We start from the raw sequence: 19,792 nt of genomic DNA on the forward strand, positions 1-19,792 counted from the left end.
TCCTTAAACCTGGTTGGCAAAAGTTGGGGGCGGCCTGCGGCGCAGAAGACAGGGCTCCCCCCGCTTCACGCCTCGGCGGCAAACTGGGCCATGGCGCGACCGACTCTCGCGGCCAGATCGGCTTCGGCGCACTCTTTGGCGGTGATCATCGCCCGGTAAAACGCCTCACTGCTGGCGCCGCCGTGACTCTTGATCACATTGCCTTTCACCCCTAAAAAGCTGGCGCCATTATAGCGGGCGGGCTCTACCTGTGTACGCCATTTTCGCAACAACTTTATGGCTAACTGGCCAAAAAAGCGCTTAAAGGCGCCCTTCTTCTCGATGGTGAACGCTTTTTGACCCATCAGTCGAATCACACCTTCGGCGGACTTCATCGCCACATTGCCCATCAGACCGTCGCAGACAACCACATCCACCACGCCGGTGAAGATGTCGTGCCCCTCGACAAAGCCCGCGTAGCGGATCTTCGGGTCCACCTCGAACAGCTCCGCCGCGCGGCGTATCTCTTCGGTGCCCTTGTGCGCCTCGGCGCCGATATTGAGCAGCGCCACCTCGAGCTCACTCTTGCCGGTATGCACCCGCTGGGCCTCGATACCCATGCGCGCAAACTGCAGCAGATCCTCGGCGCTACAGTCGATGTTAGCACCGAGATCCAGCAGGAAGCAGGTCCCCCGCTCCGTCGGCAGAGATTTGCCCAGCGCCGGCTTTCGCACGCCGTCGATATTGCCGAGGATACTGCGGGAAAGCGCCAGTAGCGCACCGGTATTGCCGGAGGTGACCACTGCCTGCGCCTCCCCGCGGGCCACCGCCTGTAGGGCCAGGGCCATGGACGAGTCACGCTTGTGGCGCAGCGCCTGGAGGGGATTGCAGCTCTGGGTTATGACCTGTTCGCAGGATTCGATTTCCAGCCGGGCAGCCAGACGGGGCTGGCGTTCGGCATCGATCAGGGCTTGGAGCTGAGCGCGGGGGCCGAAGATCTTCAGCTGCGCTTCGGGGAATCGGTTCAGAAACCTGACACAGGCCGGAACGACAGAGCGGGGACCTAAGTCCCCGCCCATCGCATCCACGGCCAATCGCAATTGGCTGGACAAAGGTTACTCTTCTTCAGAGCCGCCGACGTCGATCACCTTGCGACCGCGGTAGAAACCGTCTTTGGTCACGTGGTGACGGCGATGCTTCTCACCGGTAGTCGGGTCGACGGACAGGGTCGCACCGGCGCCCAGGGCGTCGTGAGAGCGACGCATACCGCGACGGGAACGGGTCTTTTTGTTTTGCTGAACAGCCATGGCTTGCTCCTAAAATCAACAAATTACACTGGAACCGGGGCGCCTACCGGCGAGCCCAAACTCATCGGCAAAGCCTTACGGCTTACCCGATGAACCCTTCAACTGTTCCAGCACTTTAAAGGGGTTTTCCCGTTGCTCACCGGCCTCACCATCGCCCTCCCCATAGTGGAAGCGGTCGCGGGCGACACACTCCTCTGCGTGGTAGGCGACCATGGGCAGATTGAGCAAAATCTCATCTTCCAGCATTTGGTACAGGTTGAGCTCGTCGCCGCTCTGCACCACCGGATCCAAATCCCTGGGCAGCGCTTTGCCCTGCTCTTCGGACCATACGATCCCCCAGCGGAAGTCCGCCTCGACCTGCTCGGGCACCGGCTGCAGGCAGCGCTGGCACTGCAGCTGCACACGGATATGCAGCTTGCCTTCCACCGTGAGGTGGCCCTGCAGGTCCCGCCCGAACGACAGCTCGGCGCGAACCTCTCCTTCGACCGTTTCCACGGCGGCGCCCAGGCGCTCGAGCATCTCTCGCGGCAGCGTGCCGGTCAGTTGCTGCTCGCGCTGCACCAGTTTGCGTGCATCGACGCTTCTGGGAAGCGGCGAATTAGAGGGGGGTATCGACATAAGCGCGCAATTCTATGGACAAGCCCTACCCTTGTCAAAACAATTCAACCGCCGCAGTATCGGGCCCTGCAGACAGTTTCAAACCGCACCGATGGACCGCTTTTGATATGGCCCGCTCCCTGATTCTAGCCTCCAGCTCCCCCTATCGAAGAGCGCTGCTCAAACAGCTGCGACTGCCCTTCGAGAGCGCATCGCCCCATATAGATGAAACAGCAAAACCCGGCGAGGAGCCCGCGGCCCTGGCCCGGCGCCTGGCGGCGGAAAAGGCGCAAGCGCTGGCACCCGAGTATCCGCACACTCTGATCCTGGGCTCGGACCAGGTCGCCGAGTGCGATGGGCGCACACTCGGCAAACCCGGCACCCGCGAGCGCGCCATAGCGCAGCTGCAGGCCTGTAGCGGCCGCCGGGTGCGCTTCTACACCGGCATCAGCCTGCTCGACAGCGCCAGCGGCAGACAGCGCACCGAAGTGGAAGCGTTCAGCGTGTACTTCCGCGCACTCAGCGAGCGGCAGATCCGGCACTATGTTGAGCTGGAGAAACCGCTCGACTGCGCCGGCGCCTTCAAAGTGGAGGGTTTGGGAATCGCTTTATTCGAAAAAATGGAAGGCTCAGATATAAATTCCCTGATCGGTCTTCCATTAATTCGACTGGTTGATATGCTGCGGGAGTTCGGTATCGACCCGCTGGAGACCGCCGAATAAGGCCACCGCTCGCCGGTCACGGCACCAGGGGCGGCCAATCCAGCAGCTCGGAGAAGTGACCGATAATTGCGCGTGGAGAAAAGGCCGACAGGCGCTCCGGCGGGTGCACGCCGTAGCTGACGCCGATGGACGCCATTCCGGCCGCCGCCGCCATCTCCAGGTCGTACACCGTATCGCCGACCATCACCGCATCTTCGACCGCGCGGCCGGTTTCGACCAGCAGCTCGCGCAGCATCAGCGGGTCCGGTTTCGAAGCCGTCTCGTCGGCGCAGCGACTGGCGACAAAGAGACCACCCAACCCGTGCTCTTCGAACTCCCGGTTCAGGCCGCGGCGACTCTTGCCGGTAGCCACCGCCAGTTGGTGCCCCGCCCCCAGAAGCTGATCCAGGGTCTCCAGAACCCCGTCGAACAGAGGCAACGGCTCGGCCCGCGCAGCCATCCACTCCTCGGCGTAGTATTCGCGCAGCCGCTGGCGCTGCTCGGCGGAGGCCTCGGGGAAAAGCGACGCCACCGCCTCCGGCAGACCCAGGCCGATAATGTCTCCGATCGCCTCCGGCGCCAGCACAGGCAGGCCTACCCTGTCGGCGGCGCGCTGCATGCAGGACACGATTCGCGCCGCGGAATTACACAGGGTCCCGTCCCAGTCGAGGATTACCAACATAGACTTCGCCTCACCTACTGCGCCCGCAGCGCCTGCAGCACCGCCTCCAGCTCCGCCGAAAGTGGCGCCTCGATTTCAACCGCCTGCCCGTCCGGCACGGTGCAACACACCCGCGCCGAGTGCAGGAACAGCCGCTTCAGACCCAGCTCGCGAAACTCCCGGTTGATCTCATCCGCGGTGTACTTGACGTCACCGGCCAGCGGACAGCCGACGAACTGGGCGTGCACGCGAATCTGATGCGTACGCCCGGTCACCGGTTCCGCTGCGACCAGTGTCGCCCCCTTGAAGCGCTCCAGCACCTGGAAGCGGGTTTCGGAGGGCTTGCCGTCCGGATCGACGGAGACCATGCGCTCGCCGCTCTTCAGGGTGTTTTTGCGCAGCGGCGCCTCGACCACCCTGCGCCCGCGCGGCCACTTCCCCGCCGCCAGGGCCAGGTAGGACTTGCCCACGCGGCCGGCGCGCAGATCCGCCTGTACATGCTGCAGTACGGCGCGCTTGCGCGCGACCATGATGGCGCCGCTGGTATCCCGGTCGAGGCGGTGTACCAGCTCGATAAAGCGGCTCTGCGGATACATCTGCCGCAACACCTCGATCAACCCCAGACGCACACCGCTGCCGCCGTGCACCGCGAGCCCCGCGGGCTTGTTGATCACCATCAGGCCGTTCGCATCATAGAGTATGGATTCTTCGACCAGTCGCCGCAGCTGATCTCCGGCCACCGGCGCGGGGGCCTGCTCGGCGGCGCGAATCGGCGGCACCCGCACTACATCGCCCGCGCGCAGCTTGTACTCTGCCTTCACACGCCCCTTGTTCACCCGCACCTCCCCCTTGCGCAGCAGGCGATAGAGACGCGAGCGCGGCACCCCCTTCAAGCGCGCCTGCAGAAAATTGTCTATACGCTGGCCGGCCAGCTCGCCGGGCACCGTCAGCAGCTGCACGCCGCCAGAGGGGTTCCAGGTATCGGTTGGGGCGGCCGAAGCGGCCGGATCGGAGGGGGGAGAGCTTCGCATGGGGGCGAATGATAGCCCCAGCGCCGTCCCAATTGAAGCACCTGGCGGGCCGTGCTATATTCGGCCAGCCTGAATTGGGCTGGTTTTCGGCCGTGGGCGGCTTCCCGACGGGGAGTGACAGCCATGGTTTCAGAGAAAATACCGCCAATCGGCCGGTGCGCGCCCCCTGAATATCGAGATGGGCCGCGTCATTGAAAAAACTTCGCCGCCTAGGTGGTCCCCAACGTACTTGTTTCCGGGGCGCCTCGCCGGCTACAACGCCCCGCCGATGCGCGGGTAACTATCGCGAAGGTAAGACGGGCCGAAGCCCGCAGCGCTTGAAAGGAAGACTCATACACTAGCGTCCCGCTCTGTAGAAACCGCCAGCGACCGAACTGGCAACCGGGCAGCACTGATTGCCGCCGGCCCGGTGATACAACACACAGAACAGCGGGGAATTGGCCACAAGCCGCCCCCACAGAGCCACAAGAAGGACGCTAACCTCGCCGCCCCTATCAACCGAAACTTGAGGGCGGCGCCCAGCCTGAGCGCGGCGTTCCGCGAGACCGGGACTGGGTAGTACTCAATATAAGGTGCTACAGGTAAAAGGTGCAGAAGTACCAGCGAATGCCGCGCCAGCGGCGCGCATTCGGAGTTGCAGCAGTGTGACAACCGGGTAGAAACCCGCTTAGCCCCGCCCGCACAGGTATTGCCTGGCGGCTGGTGCCAGCGCTTCCCCAGTCCCTGCCCGCCGCGCGGCCCTGTCCGCGCTGCAGCCAATCAGCAAGCCTGCAAATTTCGGTGTCCTGCCTTTGCGCAACGCAAGGATACAAGACACGCATGAAGAGAATGCTTATCAACGCAACTCAACCCGAAGAGTTGCGCGTTGCCCTGGTGGATGGCCAGTGGCTCTACGATCTCGATATCGAAAACCGAACCCGCCAGCAGAAAAAAGCCAACATCTACAAGGGCAAGATCACCCGCGTAGAGCCCTCCCTCGAGGCGGCCTTCGTTGACTACGGCGAAGAGCGCCACGGTTTCCTGCCGCTGAAAGAGATTTCCCGCGAGTACTTCATCAAGCAGCCCAAGGACATCGAAGGCCGCATCAAGATCAAGGATGTGATCAAAGAGGGCATGGAAGTCATCGTTCAGGTGGACAAGGAGGAGCGCGGCAACAAGGGCGCGGCACTCACCACCTTTATCAGCCTGGCCGGCCGCTACCTGGTCCTGATGCCCAACAACCCGCGCGCCGGCGGCATCTCCCGCCGCATCGAGGGCGACGAGCGCTCCGAGCTGCGGGATGCCCTCTCCAGCGTGGAAGTCCCCTCCGGCATGGGCATCATCGTCCGCACCGCCGGCGTCGGCCGCAGCGGCGAGGAGCTGCAGTGGGACCTGAGCTACCTGCTGCAACTGTGGGATGCGATCAAAAAAGAAGCAGATGCCTCCAAGGCGCCGCACTTCCTGTTCCAGGAAAGCAACGTCATCATCCGCGCGATTCGCGACTATATGCGCGATGATATCGGCGAAGTCATCGTCGATGACAAAGGCGCCTACCAACTGGCGGCCGAATTCGCGCGCCAGGTGATGCCGCACTACGCGAACAAGGTCAAGTACTACGAAGACGCCATCCCGCTCTTCAACCGCTACCAGATCGAGAGCCAGATAGAGACCGCCTTCGAGCGCGAAGTGAAGCTGCCCTCCGGTGGTTCCATCGTGATCGACGTGACCGAGGCCCTGGTTTCCATCGACATCAACTCCTCCCGCGCCACCAAGGGCGGTGATATCGAGGAGACGGCGCGCAATATCAACCTCGAGGCGGCTGACGAGATCGCCCGCCAGCTGCGCCTGCGCGATATGGGTGGCCTGGTGGTCATCGACTTTATCGACATGCAGAGCAAGGCCAACCAGCGCGAAGTGGAAAAGCGCATGGAGAAGGCCCTCAGCATGGACCGCGCGCGCGTGCAGGTCGGCCGCATCTCCCGCTTCGGCCTGCTGGAGATGTCCCGCCAGCGCCTGCGCCCGTCCCTCGGCGAGACCACCTTCCGCGTCTGCCCGCGCTGCAGCGGCCAGGGCACCATTCGCGGCACCAAATCCCTCGCGCTGTCGATCCTGCGCCTGGTAGAGGAAGAGGCGAAGAAGGAGCGCAGCGCAGAGATCCGCGCGATCACGCCCGTCAATGTCGCCACCTACCTGCTGAACGAAAAGCGCAAGACCATTTCCAGCATCGAGGCGCGCAACAACACCCGCGTTGTGGTCGTACCCAACGCGGAGATGGAGACACCGCACTTCGAGGTGCAGCGCTTGCGCGACGACGAGACGGGCACCCTGGAAACCTCCTACAAGATTTCCGGCACCGTTGAAGATACCAGTGCCAAGAAAGAGGAGGAGCCGACACGCCCGCCGGCTCAGCCCGCGGTACAGCAGATAGCACACACCGCCCCGGCGCCGACCCCGGAGAAAAAACCCGAGCCCGGCCTGCTCAGCCGTCTGATCAGCGCCATCGGCGCCCTCTTCTCCGGCGAAGGTGAGAAAACCAAGAAGCACAAGAAAACCAAGGGCCGCGGCAGGGACTACCAGAAGCAGCGCAGCCGCAGCCAGCGCAGCGGCCGCGGTGGTCGCGGCGGCCGCCCGTCCCGCCGCCGGGACGAAGACCGCCAGGAGGCCAAACGGGAGGAGCAGCGCGAGGAGAAACGCTCCGCCAAGCGCGACGCCAAACCCGAAGAGACCCGCGAGACCACAACCGAGCGCCCCGCCGGTGAAGGCCAGCGCCGCAGGCGCCGCCGCCGTGGCGGCGAAGGCAGACGCCGTCGCGAGGAGACCCAGGCTGCGGCGGTGGAAGCCGAAGTGAGCGCGACCAGCACCGAACAGGCTGAACAGACCGAGCAGACCGCCGAACCGGCGGAACAGCGCCCCGCCCGCCGCCCGAGCAATGTGCGCGGACGCCCGCAGGCCCGCCGTCGCGGTCGCCGCGGCGACAATGCCGCCGCAGCCGCCCTGGCCCAGAGCCAGGAAGAGCTCGAGCGCGAGGTGAACGAAGCCATCGACGAGGCCGAGGGTGAGGCCAAGAAAGCCGAGAGCGACAAATCCGAAAGCGAGGCGACAGAGGCGACAACTGAAGTCCGCGCTGTGGAGGCGGAAGCTGCCGCAGAGGAAAAAGCGGAAGCTGCTGTCGAGCACAAGGAACCGGTAGCGGAAGCCGAAACCCGCCGCGAAGCCGTCGAGGAGCCGTCTGCCCGCGCGGAAGAAGCCCCCCGCGAAGAGGTCGCAGCCGCGCCGCAGGAAGCGGTCGAAGCCGAGCCCGAGGCGCCGGTCGCAGAAGCCCCGGCACAGCAGGCTCCGAGTGAAGCGGCCCCTGCCGCCGCGGAAGCCGAACCGGAATCCGCGGAGGAAGTCGCCCTGGCAGAGGCCGCGGAGGCCATCGCCGAAGAGGCCGCCGAGACTGCGGCCCACGAGGAGGCGGCAACCGAGCTGGCGGAAGCTTCCGTGGAGGCGGAGACTGTTGTGACGCCGCCCGCGGGCCGCGCCGGCAACGATCCGCGGGTGAACCCGCAACCGCTGCTCGAGCTCAGCATAGTCACCGAACGCCGCGAAATCGGCCCGCTGCAGCCGCTGGACACCACCCAGCCGGCCGCGATCGAGCACAAGCCGCGCCCGCTGACCCGGCCGGCCAACGACCCCCGCGTCGCCCGCCAGGCGGTACAGGCCAACGACAGCGTCGACGGCGAATCCGCCGAAGCCAGCTGACGCAGCGCGCCGGGTGCGGGCACACCGCCCGCCCCGGCCAAAGCGCAGCGCACCGGCGCCACCGCGGCCCCGGCGCGCTGATCAATAAATCGGCTAACCTATTGAACTACTTAAAAAAATCGTCCGCACTCTTGTACCGAAAAACACGACCGGTATAATGCGCCGGACAATTTGGTGGGGTGGCTGAGTGGTCGAAAGCGGCGGTCTTGAAAACCGTTGACTGTAACAGGTCCCAGGGTTCGAATCCCTGCCCCACCGCCATATAAAAAAACCCGGCTCAGGCCGGGTTTTTTTATATGGCGGTGGGGCAGATTTGGATGAGAACCCCGTTCGAGCCGGAGCGGGCGCAGCCCGCGGAGACCAGCGAGCGAAGCGAAGCTAATCCCTGCCCGACGTCTCCACGAACCCCGGCTCAGACCGGTTTTTTTATGGCGGTGGGGCAGATTTGGATGAGAACCCCGTTCGAGCCGGAGCGGGCGCAGCCCGCGGAGACCAGCGAGCGAAGCGAAGCTAATCCCTGCCCGACGCCTCCACGAAACCCGGCTCAGGCCGGGTTTTTTATATGGCGGTGGGGCAGATTTGGATCAGCCCCCCCGTTCGAGCCGGAGCGGGCGCAGCCCGCGGAGACCAGCGAGCGAAGCGAAGCTAATCCCTGCCCGACGCCTCCCCGGATTCCATTCACAAATGCTTCTGCAACTCTTGCAAGGTGAGCGCGGGGGTTATCCGAATCTCCGCATTACAGGCGGCAAACAAAGCCTCGTTGTAGACCATCAACTGCTCCTGCTTCGCCTCGTCAAAGACAAAGGTTGCAGCCCGCCTGCCCTCCCACAAGTGAAAATAGGCTGCCTCCGGTTTGGCCGAAGCCACGAACGAATTCATCGCTTCTGACAGCGATTTATCCGCAACACTGGCATTCCCTTTGTCCGCCGGTATCAGCACCTGCATCAATAACCGCATCTGCACTCCCGGGGAAATTCCCTGAACCAGCTCAAACCATAGATCCTCGGCAGTCACCCGTGCGGAATATACTGACAATTACCGGCCGGAACCCGACTCGGCCGAGCTCGCTTTTCCGTCTCCTTGCGGTACCTCCCAGCGAATCCACTTCAGGTCCAGCACCATGGTGGCGTAGAGCACCGGTACCAGCACCAGTGTGCCGCAGGTGGCGAGCACCAGTCCGCCGATCTGCGCGAAGCACAGGGGCTGCCACAGCGGCCCGCCGTGAAACGCGAGCGGCACCAGCGCCAGGGTGGTGGCGGCGATGGTGATCAGGATCGGGCGCAGGCGCATCACACCGGCGTCCAGCAGCGCCTCGCGGAAAGGGTCTCCGGCAGCGTGGCGCGTCTCGATAAAATCGAACAGCACAATAATATGGCTGACGATAACGCCGATCAGGCTGACGATGCCGAGAAAGGCCATAAAACCGAATGTCTGGCCGGTGACAAAGAGTCCGATTAGCGCACCGATCATACCGAAGGGCACCGTCGCAAACACCACCAGCGGTTTGATCAGGTTGCTGAACTGGAACACCAGCGCGAGAAAAATGGCGCTGGCGGAGATTCCCATGATCACGATCAACTGCTTGAAGCCGTGGCGGGTGTTGGCGGCATCCCCGGAGATCTCCATTTCATAGCCGGCCGGCAAGCGCTCGGCAAAGTTCTGCAGATCTGCGCGCACATCGGCCATGATGTCCGAGGAGATATACCCGGCGCGGGGGTAGGAGAACACGGTGATTGTGCGGAACTGCTCCAGCCTGCGGATACGCTCGGTGGCGAATTCGATGTCGGTCGAGGCAACCTGCAGCAGCGGCACGCGGATATTGTCGTCGCCGGCGTAGACGTAGAGGTTGTTGATATCCGCCAGCTGGGCGCGCTGGTCGAGCCGCATCCGCGCGACGATCGGAATCTGTTTGTCCCCCTGGCGCAGCGTGGCCACCTGGGTGCCGTTGATGCCGGTGGCCGACGACAGCGCTATATCCGCATTGGTGACGCCGGCCAGGTTGGCGCGGTCCTCGCTGATGTTCATATCGAGCACCAGGCTCTCGCCGCCCCAGTCCTGGCGCACGGTGCGCGCCGCCGGCGAACGCTCGACGATACGCACAACCTCGTCGGCGAACCGGCGCAACAGCGCGATATCCTGCGCCTCGGCGTCCGCGCCGGTTGTCACCCGCCCCGACAGACGGATCGCAAACGGGTAGGTGACCGGTGTCGTCTGCAGCTGGCGCACATCGAGGTGGGCGCCGGGGATCCGTTCGCGCAGGGCCCGCTGGATCATCGGCACCAGTTTCGGCGTCAGCGCCTTGTCGCTGACGCGCAGAATAATCTGGCCGTAGTTCGCCTGGTGCTGTTCAGGGCTGACGGTAAACCAGAAGCGCGGCGCACCGCCGCCCAGCGTCGTACTGAGAGACTGCAGAATGGGCCCCCTGCCCTTCTTTCCCTCGCGCTGCTCGTACTCCGACAGCGTCTCGCGGATGATCTCTTCCGCCGCCCGCGCCACCTCGTCGGTGGCGGCAATGTTGGCGTCGTTTTTCAGCCAGATATCCACGTAGGAGAGATACTGCACATCGTCGGGGAAAAAGGCGTTTTTCAGCTGCGTCTTCAGCGCACCGCCGGCCAACAGCAACACCAGTGCACACAGCAGCACCCGTTTGCGGTGGTCGATGGCCCAGCCGGCCAGGCGGCAGTAGAAGCCGGTGAAGCCGCTGCGGCGGCGCTCTTCGAGCGACTTCTCCCCGTGGCGGTGCGGGCGCAGCATCAGCTGGCCGAGAAAGGGCACGAATGTCATCGAGACGATGCGCGATGCGATCAGCGCGCAGGCCATTACGATCGGCAGGCTGTGCAGAAAGTCCCCCTGGTTGCCGGTCAGCAGCAGGAACGGCAGATAGGCCACCACATTGGTCAGGGTGGCGAAGAAAATGGCCTTCGCCAGCAGCGTCGGCCCCAGCCAGGCGGCCATACCGGCGGGCTCACCGGCGGCCATCTGCCGCTTGATCGCATCGCCGGCCACCACCGGATCGTCCACCAGCAGGCCCAGGGCGATGATCAGCGCGGCGATGGACACCTGCTGTATTTCCACGCCCATGACACTGACAAAACCGAAGGTCATGGCCAGGGTGATCGGTATCGAGATCATCAGCAGCAGCGCCGAGCGCCAATCGGAGAAGCCGATAAAGGCAACCACGACCACGAGCAGAATCGCCTCGATCAGCGCCTCCATAAACAGGCCGATGCTCTCCTTGACCTGCCGCGGCTGATCGGAAATCCGCTCGATGATCAGGTCGTCCGGCAGATCCACCCGGACCCGCTGCAGGGTCTTGTCCAGCGCCGCGCCCAGCTGTCCTATCTGCTCGCCCGCGTGCATCTGCACCGACAGGTTGATACTGCGGCTGCGCTGCCAGCGACCGTCCGCGTCCCGCTGGCCGTAGTAGTTCAACAGCCTCGGCGGCAACTGGTAGCCGTTCTGAACCTCCACCATACTGCGCAGGTACACGGGTGTGTCGTCGGCGCCGCGGGTCACCATCACATCGCCGATCTGGCGGTAGTCGGTGAAATCCCCGCTCGGCATCACCGCCACATTCATGTCTTCCACCGACAGGGCGCCGCCCGGAATGGTGGTGTTGCGCGCGTTCAGTATCCTGGCCAGCATGTCCGGGCGCACGCCGTAGGACGCCAGCTGTTCCTGGGAGTAAATGAGATTGACCTGCTGTGGCAGCACACCGGAGCGCAGTACCCGCTTCACTTGGCCGATGGTCGCGATGTTCGCGGCAATCAGGTCGGAGAAGTCATCCAGTTGCCGGTAGCTGTACTTGTCGCCGGCCACGGCGGCGAGTTTGTCCCGCGTATCCGCCGGGTTCCGCACCGCGAAGGGTTGCCAGGCATCGGGGAAAAAGCGCTGCGCGCTGAGGCGCTCGCGCAAGAACTGCGCCGTGGCCTGCAACAGTTCGGCATCCGTGTGCTCGGAGGCGAAATCCGCACCCACATAGCCGGGCCCCTGCAACAACGCGAAATCCCGCCCCAGCCCGCGAGTCTGCAGCCAGTCGCTGAACATGCGGAAGACGCTCTCCAGCGCGCCGGTCTCCATCGCCAGCGGCAGCGCGACAATCAACGTGACCCGCTGTGCGCTGTCTTTCCCCGCCCGCACCGCGGCGATGGCCCTGCGGATATCGTCGGCGCGCACACTGATTTCCGCCGGGCCCGCCTTGGGGCTCGCTACCGCCAGCAGCACGGCGGCGGTATCGCCAAACTCGGTATCCAGGTTGATAGGGCCGGCGCCGTCCGGCAGGCTGTCATTGAGGCTGTCGAGCTTCAGGTTGATATCGTTGAATGCCTTGTCGCGGTCGGTACCCGGAGCCAGCTGTATCTGCACCATCGATACGCCGTTCAGGGTCAGCGACTTGATGCCGAAGGTGCGCGAATCCGGCGCATGCACGAATTCGCTCTCGGCAACCTTCTGCTCAATCGGCCGCGTCACCAGTTCCTCCACCCGCTGCGCGCTCTGGCCCGGCCAGGGGGTAACGGCGACCGCAATGCGCACCGGGATATTCGGGTCCTTGCTCTTCGGCATCTGCTGGTAGGCGTACCAGCCCCACAGCAATACCGCGACCAGCAGCGCCCAGGAAATATGCGGGTTTTCCACACAGAAGCGCGCGAGGTTGAATCCTCGCGCCGCGGGTTCGGCGGGTGTCTGTGCCGGATTTGGCCGCTTGCTGTCACTCATGGGTGTGGCTCATTCAGGGCACTATCGAAACGGCCTGGCCGTCTTTCAACTGCGCAGCCCCTGTGTCGACGACGCGCTCGCCCGCCGCCAGCCCCTGCCGGATCGCGACGCTGTTGCCGAGCACCTGCCCCGGCGCGACCGGACGCAGCCGCGCGCGCAGCTGCTCCGCTTCCTCCTCGACGACAAACACCGCGAAGCCGCCCTTTTTTGTCGGGTCCGCGATCAGGCAGGAGAGCGGAACCACGACCCGCGCACCCGGCAAGCGGAGCTTCTCCAGGTCCAGGGACATGACCATGCCGGTTTTCAGCAAGCCGTCACCGTTGGGCACCGTCACCGTGATCGCGAACACCCGCGTGCGCTGGTCCGCGAGTGGCGCTATCTCACTCACCTGGCCGCGGAACTCGCGCTTCGGCAGCGATTCGGTACGCAGGCTGAGTACGCTGCCCAGTTCGATATCGCCGAGCACCACATCGGGCACGCTGAACAGCACCTTGACCCGCGAGGTGTCCGCTACCACAAAGGCGACGGAATCCGCGTGCACCAGCGAACCCAGCTCGATGTTGCGCTGCAGTAGGATGCCGCCGAGGGGCGAGCGCAGGCGCGTGTCCTCAAGCTTCAGGCGCGCCTGATCCAGCCGCGCTTTGGCACCCGTCACTGCAGCCTGTGCCGTTTCGTACTCCTCGCGCGCGGCGTCGTACTCCGGCGCGGTGATACTCTCGGTCGCGATCAATGCCGAGGCGCGCTTGAAATCCAGGTTGGCCTTGCGCAGCGCCGCCTGCGCCTTGCTCAGATTGGCGCCGGCCTCGATCACCCTGTCCCGGTAGGGTTGGTCGCGCACCCTGGCGAGCACTTCGCCCTTGCGCACCCTGTCCCCCGGCTGCAGGATGCGCATCTCGCCCAGCGCGGAGCGCTCGCCGATCTCGGCGATATAGCCGTCGGTACGAAAGGCGGCATCCACCTGGGTGAAAGGCGTCACCTCGGCGGAATAGCGCAGCCCCTCGGTGCCGTGCAGCGCCTTTGCCAGCACCGTGCGCACCGGCACCGGTTGTGTCGACGGCGCCTGCTTGTGGCAGCCGGCCGCGATACACAGCAGCAGGAGGGACAACAGAATCCGCGGCATCGCTAGGTTTCCCCCACGGCTTTTTCGTAGTCCGCCAGCGCGCCCCACACAGAGAGTACCGCGCGGTTGTATTCGCTGTTGGCGCGGTCGAGCTCGGACTCCGCCTCGAGTAGATCCTGCAGCAGCGCGGCCCGCTGGCGGTAGCGGTTCTGCAACACGCGCACCTTGTCCCGGTAGGCCATCTGCAGCTGGCGCGCGACCTCGACGGACTGCTGGGCGGTCTGCAGTTTGCGCAGACTGTCGCGCACTTCTATCTCCACGCGGTTGCGCACCTCCTCGGAGCGCTTCTGCGCGCCGCGAATGGCACTGGCCTCTGCGGCCAGTTGGTCGCGCTTGCGCCCCCAGTCGAAAATCTCCCAGCGCGCGTGCAGCGCGATATAGGCCTCCTCGTCGGGAATCAAGTCGACGTTGTAGAGTTGCGCATAGCGAATGCGCAGATCCACGTTGGGAATGTATTCGGATTTCTTGATGTCGTAGCCGAGTTCCGCTTTTTCGATATTCAGCATCGACTCGGCCACATCCGCGCGCTGTTGCATCGCGAGATCGATAGAGCTGCCGGCGTCGAAAGCCAAGTGGCGCGGATCGGGCAGGTCCGCCACGCGAAAGCGGGTCTGCAGGTCGCGCCCCAGCAGCGCGTTGAGGCGCTCGCGGGCGCTGGCCAGTTCGTCGAGCCGGCGCTGGCGGTCGAGTTTTCGCCGCGCCAGGCGCGCGCGCACGTCCAACAGTTCGTATTCCAGTGCCACCTGCTGAGCCACATAGTTGCCGACCAGCTCGACGAGCGACTGGTAAAACAAAATGGACTCGTCGATGGCGCGCAAATCGCCGCGGATACGACCGATGGCAAAGTACTGCTGCTTTACCAGGTAGGCGACCTCCTGCCGGGTGAGGCGCACCTTCTCCCGCGCCATGTCCGTCACCACCGAGCCCTCCTCGACCAGCAGCGACAGGCCGTACAGCTCCGACAGCGGCTGCACCACGCCCAGCGAGAGGTGGCTGGTCGTGCCCTGCTGGCTGGTGATGGTCACCGTCTCCGGCGGTATCGGGCCTATTGGGGAATCCGGGTCCCAGGTGCCCTGATCGAAGCGGTAGCTCTGCTCCGTGAGTTGGTGTCTGGCACCGCCAACCATCTCCAGGCGCGGGTAGCGCCGGGTCTTGATTGCCTCGACTCGGTCCTGAGCCTCATCTACCTGCAGCGCGGCCCCCTGCACGCGAAGATTGGCGGACAGCGCGATATCCACCGCCTCCTGTAGTGGAAGCAGGGGTTCTTCGGCATGACTCAGGGCGCCCGCGGCGCAAATTGCCATTGCGAGAGTGCTTCTAAACAACCGCCATCTCTGCGTCGTCATCCTTGCCCGATTCCGGAGTCCGCTCACCGCGCCAATTGCCTTCAGTATATCTGTTGCAGATTTTCTCTCTGATGACCGCAGGGCCATGGCGCCGCCTTCATGCCGCACCCAACCGCCGCCAGCCGCAGGCTGACGCGAGCCCGCTAAATACCAGCAGATTCACACATCTGCGCCAGTATTTCGCGGGCGACGGTTAAATAACTACTACGCGGGTGCCTGGCGGCGCCCGGCGATGCCCGGCATCCCCATGTACTACTGGTACACTGCGATGCCTCCGCTCCGGCAACCACCACCAGTCACCCGCTCGCTACGTCACGAAACAGCTTCTAGTCTATAAATTGGCAAGTAAAAGAACTGCGCATCCACGGCGATAGCGGGCGGCGACATGACGGCAAAGTACTCACCAGTATGGATCATCCTGGCCTGCACCCTGGTGGTGGCTGTCGCCGTTGGCCTGCTGCTCTACTTCGATCTCGACGACCGCATCATCGAACTGCTGCAGTGGCTCGAGGCGCGCGGCTGGCAGGCCAGCCTGCTGTTTATTCTGATTGTCGCGGCGGCCATCGTCGTGCTCGCGCCCGGGGTGATTTTCACCATGGGGGCGGGATTCGTGTTCGGCGTGATCAAGGGCACATTGCTGGTGATTGCGGGGACCGTGCTGGGCGCTACCCTCGCCTTCCTGATCGCCCGCTACCTGTTCGGCGAGCGCCCGTCGCGCTGGTTGATGTCGCATATCAAGCCGCCGACGATCGGCGAGGTGATTCGCGAGGAGGGCTGGCGCATGGTGATGCTGACGCGCCTGGTGCCGTTTTTTCCTTTTAAGCTGTCCAATTATTTCTTCGGCTTGACACCGGTGCGCCTGGGCGACTTCGTGCTGGGTAACGCCCTCGGCATTATTCCGATCACGCTGCACAATGTTTATCTGGGCTCCATTGCCGCCGACCTCACTACACTCGGAAAGATTGAGGAGCGCACCCCCGTCCAGTGGGCCTTTTACGGCGTGGGCTTCGTACTGGCGGTGATCGCGGTGATCGGCCTCACGCGCATGGCGAAGCGCGCGCTGGCGCAAAAAATAGAGAGGGAGGATCTGTAATGCCCTGGATGAAATGGCTTCCCTGGCGTTATTTCGTGCGCCGCTTTGCCACCGCGCACGGCTTCCTGGACCCGCTCACACTGATGGCGCGGCTGCAGCGTTTCGCCGAGCCCTCGGAAGTGAGCGAGCCGATCGAACTGCTGCGCGCCGGCGCCCTGTTTCATGCGCGTGCGCTGATCAACAGCAAGGTCATACAGCACAACCTCGATTGGGTCTGGCCCTATTGGGTGGAGCGCCAGTTCGATCCCCGCGACGAGTCTTTTATTCCGCGCGCCTTCTCCATCACCCACTGCAACCTCAGCCACCGCAACTGGACCGCCGTGGGCATTCCCGACTGCGAGGAGATGCCGATCGTCGATCCGCGCGGGCTGCTCACCCCCCACTACGACGGCTGGTCCATAGACGCCTGGGTCATCGACCAGGGCGGCGAGCAGCTGATCCCGTCTAAATTGAAGAAGTGCCAACAGCGCCTGGAACTGGGCGAGAATATCTCCGTCGTGACCGAGTCCAGCCAGGGCAGGCTGCAGCTGCACAACTGCGCGCGGGTGGAGATGGACAGCAGCGGCGCCCACTGCCTGCTGGACCTGCGGGCGGAGAGCGACGACGGCGGCTGGCTGGTGGTGTCCCTGCGCCCGTGCAACCCGGAGGGGATCAGTTTCCTGCACAAGGTGCGTCTGGACGACAACCGCCGCCACTGGCTGATCGAGGACAAGGTCGCGGTGGACTTCGAGCAGCCGGTAGAAAAGCACCTGGCCTCCGACTACCGCCACGGCGACATCTACCTGCACCTGCAGGACTCCGGCGGCCGGGTCCACGGCGAATGCGAGGTCGGTATGGCCACCGCGGCGGCGCTGTTTCGCATCGAGCCCGGCAGCGCGCGGCACGTCGGTGTCCGCATTCCGCTGCAGCGCGACAAACGCAATGGCCACCGCGCGGTGGGCTGGCCGGACAGCCTGCAGCACCACTGCAGCATGTCGGTGCCGGACAGGGAATTCCAGTTCCTCTACGACGCCGCCATCCGCACGCTGGTGCTGCACTCCCCCAAAGACGTCTACCCCGGCCCCTACACCTACAAGCGCTTCTGGTTCCGCGACGCCGCCTTTATGATCCAGTCGCTGCTGCACGCGGGTCTGGTGGAGCGGGCCGAGCGCGCCCTGGACCAGTTTCCGCAGCGGCAGAAACGCGACGGTTTCTTCCACTCCCAGGACGGCGAGTGGGACTCCAACGGCGAAGCGCTGTGGATCTTCGACCTCTTCTGCCAGTTGACCAACCGCGCGCTGAAATCCGAGTGGCGCGACCCGGTGCTGCGCGGCGCCAGTTGGATCACCGGCAAGCGCCTGCCCAAGGACGGCAGCCGCTGCGGCGGCCTGCTGCCGGCGGGCTTCAGCGCCGAACACCTGGGCCCCAACGACTGCTACTACTGGGATGATTTCTGGGGCGTGGCCGGGCTGCACGCGGCCTCAAACATCTGCGAGCGCGAGGGGCTGGAAAGCGACGCCCACGCCTTCAACGCCCAGGCCAACGACTTCCAGCAGACCATCGACGAGAGTCTGGCCGCGGCGGTGGAGCGCCTGGGCAGGCCCGCCATGCCTGCCTCCCCGAACCGGCGCCTGGACGCGGGCGCCATCGGCTCCATCGCCGCCGGCTACCCGCTGCAGCTGTTCCCGGCGGACGACGCGCGCCTGACCGACCTGGCCAACTACCTGATCGACAACTGCTTCGTCAGCGGCGGCTTCTTCCAGGACATGATCCACTCGGGTATCAACGCCTACCTGACCCTGCATATCGCCCAGGTACTGCTGCGCGCCGGCGATCCCCGCTGCCTGGAACTGATGCGCAACGTGGCCCGTCTCGCCTCCCCCACCGGCCAGTGGCCGGAGGCCATACACCCGCACTCCCTCGGCGGCTGTATGGGCGACGGACAGCACGCCTGGGCCGCCGCCGAGTGGGTCGCGATGCAGCGCAATTGCTTCGTGCGCGAAGAGGGCGATACCCTGGTGCTGGCGTCCGGACTGCCGCCCGAATGGCTGGCGGACGAATCCGGCAGCGAACCGATTCGCTTCGGCCCGGCGCTGACCCGCTTCGGCCGTATCTCGATTGAAATAACACCCGGGAGCAGTCCCAGGGTGGCCTGGCGCGCGGAGTGGTACCGCGGCGCGCCGCCGATCGAGGTGCGCGCCCTGGGCTTCAAGCCCGCTACCGCGGTACCGGAAGTCGACCATGTGGAGCTGCGCGCCTAGTGAATATTTTGATGCTGACCAACACCTACCTGCCCCATGTGGGCGGTGTCGCGCGCTCGGTGGCGGCCTTCGCCGACGCATACCGCAGGCGCGGGCACCGGGTATTGATCGTGGCGCCGGAATTCCCACAGAAGATCAGCGGCGAAAAAGACGTACTGCGTATCCACGCGATACAGAATTTCAACGGCAGCGACTTCTCCGTCGCCTTGCCCTTCTCCGGCCACCTGAGTGAGCGGCTGGACGAATTCCGCCCGGACATAGTCCACGCGCACCACCCCTTCCTGCTCGGCATGACCGCCCTGCGTGTGGCCCGCGCGCGGGAGCTGCCGCTGGTATTTACCCACCACACCCTCTACGAGCGCTACACCCACTATGTGCCGGCGGACTCACAGGCGCTGAAGCGCTTCGTGATTGAACTGGCGACCCGCTACGCCAACCTGGCCAGCCAGGTGTTCGCCCCCAGCCGCAGCATCGCGGAGTTGCTGCGCGAGCGCGGCGTCACATCGCCGATCGCCGAAGTGCCGACCGGCGTGCAGCTGGAGCAGTTCAGCGACGGCAACGGCGCCCGCGCGCGCGACCGGCTGGGTATTCCGCGAGACGCCTTCCTGCTCGGCCACCTGGGCCGGCTGGCGCCGGAGAAAAACCTGGAATTTCTCGCCGGCGCGGCGGCGGAATTCATGCAGCGGCACGAGGATACGCACTTTCTGTTGGTGGGCAGCGGTCCGCTGGACGAGCCGCTGCAGAAGCTGTTCGACAGCCGCGGGCTGGGCGCGCGCCTGCACAGGCCCGGCACGCTGCAGGGCGAAGCCCAGCGCGACGCCTACACTGCCATGGATGCGTTTCTGTTCGCCTCCACCAGCGAGACCCAGGGCATGGTGCTCACCGAGGCCATGGCCGCGGGGACGCCGGTGATAGCGCTGGACGCCAACGGCACGCGCGAGGTGGTGCGCGACACCGTCAACGGTCGCCTGCTGATGAGGGAGGTCAGCGGCGATTTTGTCGCCGCCATGCAGTGGCAGCGCGACCTGCCCCCCGAGCGGCGCCGCGCGCTCAGCGAGGCGGCGCTGCAGACGGCACGGGAATTTTCCATGGAGAACTGCGCCGACCGCGCCCTGGCCCTCTACGAGCCACTGCTCAAACAGCCCTGGCCGCTGGACGACTCCCTCTACGCCCAGTGGATGCGGCTGCGCAACCTGATCGGTGCCCAGTGGGAAATCCTCGAGGGCGTGACCGGTGCCGCGGGCGCGGCCCTGACACCCCCGTCGCAGCGCTAGCGGC

At 64.9% G+C, this 19,792-nt stretch carries 14 protein-coding genes and 1 tRNA gene; 6 read left to right on the forward strand and 9 right to left on the reverse strand.

Annotated features, from left to right (window positions below; all coding sequences use genetic code 11):
• Window positions 1–65: 65 nt before the first annotated feature.
• The 3 genes from plsX to ACXAF3_RS02840 form a co-directional block, all read right to left on the reverse strand.
• Window positions 66–1,091, reverse strand: coding sequence for a phosphate acyltransferase PlsX (plsX, locus tag ACXAF3_RS02830; RefSeq protein ID WP_475110756.1), 1,026 nt, complete (start codon window positions 1,089–1,091; stop codon window positions 66–68).
• Window positions 1,092–1,094: 3 nt separating this feature from the next.
• Window positions 1,095–1,286, reverse strand: coding sequence for a 50S ribosomal protein L32 (gene rpmF, locus ACXAF3_RS02835; RefSeq protein WP_067080852.1), 192 nt, complete (start codon window positions 1,284–1,286; stop codon window positions 1,095–1,097).
• Between the two features lie 75 nt (window positions 1,287–1,361).
• Window positions 1,362–1,904 (reverse strand): YceD family protein, encoded by a 543-nt coding sequence (locus tag ACXAF3_RS02840; RefSeq protein WP_475110757.1) that lies wholly within the window; start codon window positions 1,902–1,904, stop codon window positions 1,362–1,364.
• Between the two features lie 107 nt (window positions 1,905–2,011).
• Between ACXAF3_RS02840 and ACXAF3_RS02845 the strand changes: the two genes are divergently transcribed.
• The gene (locus tag ACXAF3_RS02845; RefSeq protein WP_475110758.1) at window positions 2,012–2,605 is read left to right on the forward strand and encodes a Maf family protein; all 594 of its coding nucleotides are present in this window, start codon (window positions 2,012–2,014) and stop codon (window positions 2,603–2,605) included.
• 16 nt (window positions 2,606–2,621) lie between these two features.
• Here ACXAF3_RS02845 and ACXAF3_RS02850 read toward each other — a convergent pair whose 3' ends face one another.
• Window positions 2,622–3,266, reverse strand: coding sequence for an HAD-IA family hydrolase (locus tag ACXAF3_RS02850; protein ID WP_475110759.1), 645 nt, complete (start codon window positions 3,264–3,266; stop codon window positions 2,622–2,624).
• 14 nt (window positions 3,267–3,280) lie between these two features.
• Window positions 3,281–4,195, reverse strand: coding sequence for a 23S rRNA pseudouridine(955/2504/2580) synthase RluC (rluC, locus tag ACXAF3_RS02855; protein WP_475110795.1), 915 nt, complete (start codon window positions 4,193–4,195; stop codon window positions 3,281–3,283).
• A 900-nt stretch (window positions 4,196–5,095) separates the two neighbouring features.
• Between rluC and rne the strand changes: the two genes are divergently transcribed.
• Both rne and ACXAF3_RS02865 read left to right on the forward strand, forming a co-directional pair.
• Window positions 5,096–7,999: a ribonuclease E gene (gene rne, locus ACXAF3_RS02860; protein WP_475110760.1), complete on the forward strand. Its 2,904-nt coding sequence runs from the start codon at window positions 5,096–5,098 to the stop codon at window positions 7,997–7,999.
• 173 nt (window positions 8,000–8,172) lie between these two features.
• Window positions 8,173–8,260 (forward strand) — tRNA-Ser (locus ACXAF3_RS02865).
• A gap of 417 nt (window positions 8,261–8,677) precedes the next feature.
• Here ACXAF3_RS02865 and ACXAF3_RS02870 read toward each other — a convergent pair.
• The 4 genes from ACXAF3_RS02870 to ACXAF3_RS02885 form a co-directional block, all read right to left on the reverse strand.
• The gene (locus tag ACXAF3_RS02870) at window positions 8,678–8,956 is read right to left on the reverse strand and encodes a hypothetical protein (RefSeq protein WP_475110761.1); all 279 of its coding nucleotides are present in this window, start codon (window positions 8,954–8,956) and stop codon (window positions 8,678–8,680) included.
• Window positions 8,957–9,034: 78 nt separating this feature from the next.
• Window positions 9,035–12,715: an efflux RND transporter permease subunit gene (locus ACXAF3_RS02875; RefSeq protein ID WP_475110762.1), complete on the reverse strand. Its 3,681-nt coding sequence runs from the start codon at window positions 12,713–12,715 to the stop codon at window positions 9,035–9,037.
• 13 nt (window positions 12,716–12,728) lie between these two features.
• Window positions 12,729–13,835 (reverse strand): efflux RND transporter periplasmic adaptor subunit, encoded by a 1,107-nt coding sequence (locus ACXAF3_RS02880; protein ID WP_475110764.1) that lies wholly within the window; start codon window positions 13,833–13,835, stop codon window positions 12,729–12,731.
• 2 nt (window positions 13,836–13,837) lie between these two features.
• Window positions 13,838–15,139: a TolC family protein gene (locus ACXAF3_RS02885; RefSeq protein WP_475110765.1), complete on the reverse strand. Its 1,302-nt coding sequence runs from the start codon at window positions 15,137–15,139 to the stop codon at window positions 13,838–13,840.
• Window positions 15,140–15,566: 427 nt separating this feature from the next.
• Here ACXAF3_RS02885 and ACXAF3_RS02890 point away from each other — a divergent pair, with 427 nt between their 5' ends.
• The 3 genes from ACXAF3_RS02890 to ACXAF3_RS02900 are packed head-to-tail and all read left to right on the forward strand — an operon-like array spanning window position 15,567 to window position 19,788.
• Entirely contained in the window at window positions 15,567–16,274 is a 708-nt protein-coding gene (locus ACXAF3_RS02890; protein ID WP_475110766.1) for a TVP38/TMEM64 family protein, read from the forward strand.
• Entirely contained in the window at window positions 16,274–18,514 is a 2,241-nt protein-coding gene (locus ACXAF3_RS02895) for a glucosidase family protein (protein ID WP_475110767.1), read from the forward strand. Before ACXAF3_RS02890 ends, ACXAF3_RS02895 begins: the two co-directional genes overlap by 1 nt.
• On the forward strand, window positions 18,514–19,788 hold the full coding sequence (locus tag ACXAF3_RS02900) for a glycosyltransferase (protein WP_475110768.1): 1,275 nt from the start codon (window positions 18,514–18,516) through the stop codon (window positions 19,786–19,788). The genes ACXAF3_RS02895 and ACXAF3_RS02900 overlap by 1 nt, the downstream gene beginning before the upstream one ends.
• The last annotated feature ends 4 nt before the right edge of the window (window positions 19,789–19,792 follow it).

The organism is Microbulbifer sp. ABF4_143 (assembly GCF_056160225.1).

Excerpts from the sequence above, each read along its gene's own strand:
- ACXAF3_RS02850 (WP_475110759.1), bottom strand. The coding sequence starts at position 3,266 with ATGTTGGTAATCCTCGACTGGGACGGGACCCTGTGTAATTCCGCGGCG.
- ACXAF3_RS02880 (WP_475110764.1), bottom strand. The coding sequence starts at position 13,835 with ATGCCGCGGATTCTGTTGTCCCTCCTGCTGCTGTGTATCGCGGCCGGC.
- ACXAF3_RS02895 (WP_475110767.1), top strand. The coding sequence starts at position 16,274 with ATGCCCTGGATGAAATGGCTTCCCTGGCGTTATTTCGTGCGCCGCTTT.
- rne (WP_475110760.1), top strand. The coding sequence starts at position 5,096 with ATGAAGAGAATGCTTATCAACGCAACTCAACCCGAAGAGTTGCGCGTT.
- ACXAF3_RS02890 (WP_475110766.1), top strand. The coding sequence starts at position 15,567 with ATGACGGCAAAGTACTCACCAGTATGGATCATCCTGGCCTGCACCCTG.
- rpmF (WP_067080852.1), bottom strand. The coding sequence starts at position 1,286 with ATGGCTGTTCAGCAAAACAAAAAGACCCGTTCCCGTCGCGGTATGCGT.
- ACXAF3_RS02875 (WP_475110762.1), bottom strand. The coding sequence starts at position 12,715 with ATGAGTGACAGCAAGCGGCCAAATCCGGCACAGACACCCGCCGAACCC.
- ACXAF3_RS02840 (WP_475110757.1), bottom strand. The coding sequence starts at position 1,904 with ATGTCGATACCCCCCTCTAATTCGCCGCTTCCCAGAAGCGTCGATGCA.
- ACXAF3_RS02885 (WP_475110765.1), bottom strand. The coding sequence starts at position 15,139 with ATGGCAATTTGCGCCGCGGGCGCCCTGAGTCATGCCGAAGAACCCCTG.
- ACXAF3_RS02845 (WP_475110758.1), top strand. The coding sequence starts at position 2,012 with ATGGCCCGCTCCCTGATTCTAGCCTCCAGCTCCCCCTATCGAAGAGCG.
- ACXAF3_RS02870 (WP_475110761.1), bottom strand. The coding sequence starts at position 8,956 with ATGCGGTTATTGATGCAGGTGCTGATACCGGCGGACAAAGGGAATGCC.